The sequence below is a fragment of the Neobacillus drentensis genome (genome assembly GCF_036966985.1).
Classification (GTDB): Bacteria; Bacillota; Bacilli; order Bacillales; family Cytobacillaceae; genus Neobacillus; species Neobacillus drentensis_E.
Genome location: NZ_JBALSN010000163.1, coordinates 1 through 1,000, shown reverse-complemented (window position 1 = coordinate 1,000; position 1,000 = coordinate 1). Strand labels below are relative to the sequence as shown.

The 1,000-nt window shown below is 37.2% G+C and carries 1 protein-coding gene; it reads right to left on the bottom strand.

Features of this window, described 5'->3' with window-relative positions; genetic code table 11:
• Positions 1–79: 79 nt before the first annotated feature.
• Complete coding sequence (locus tag V7659_RS11165; RefSeq protein WP_335540099.1) at positions 80–889, bottom strand: Fpg/Nei family DNA glycosylase; 810 nt, start codon at positions 887–889, stop codon at positions 80–82.
• Positions 890–1,000 lie beyond the last annotated feature (111 nt).

Sequence of the window (1,000 nt, the reverse complement as noted above, 5' to 3'; positions counted from 1 at the left end):
CAACAGGGTGCCAAAATATACAATAAGCTTTAAAAGAGTTCATAAAAAAATCCCACCGCAGGCGGCGAGATTCTGTAAACTATTTTTGGCAATTGGGACAATAAAAGGTTTTCCTCGATGATATTGTTTCCATTTTGATGATTGACCCGCATCTATTACATTTTTCACCTTCACGATCATACACCTGACACATATCATTAAACCCACCTGTTAATTTATCATCCTTAAAGAGTGGATTATCCATGTAACCACCATGTTGGATGCCTTTTTGGAGGATTGTTCTGATCGAATGATACAGTTTCTCTCGCTCTGACCCGCCAATATCATCAATGTCCTTTGTAGGAATGATACCGGCTTCGTAGCAGATTTCAGCGGAATAACAATTTCCTATTCCTGCAATAAACTCTTGATCAATCATTGTAGTTTTTAACCGGCCATGCTTTTGGCCAATCCTTTTCAAAAAATTATTTAATGAAAAATCAGTGGATAACGGTTCCGGACCTAAATGTGCAAGGTGCTGCTCTGCTTCTATTTGATTATATAAATGCAAATAGCCCAGGCGAAGGCCAATAAAGAATAGGTGATGTTCACCAATGGATAAACGCACCTGAACTGTTCGATTTGGCTTATCTGCTTCTGTCCCATAGAACATCCATCCGCCAAGCATTAAATGGAGTAAAAGAATTTGACCATTTTGCAGTCGAAAGAGTAAATGCTTTCCGCGACGATTGATTGAAATAATTTTTTGATGGTGACACGTTTTAATAAACAGGTCGGGGTTTAAATTGATTGATTTTTCCCGATTTATTTGTACTTCTGTTATAGTTTGACCTGCAATTTTTTGATTTAATAGGATTTTATAGTTTTCCATTTCTGGAATCTCTGGCATTAAATGACTCCTTCCACATTTAGTATGTGTTTATACAATTCCCCATTTACCAAAAAAGAAGCCTGTTAGTAATAAAGAAAATCTTCCCCTAGCAATCGAGTAGGAGGGGGT

Bases quoted from the DNA above. Each gene is read 5' to 3' on its own strand.
- V7659_RS11165 (WP_335540099.1), bottom strand. From the start codon at position 889: ATGCCAGAGATTCCAGAAATGGAAAACTATAAAATCCTATTAAATCAA.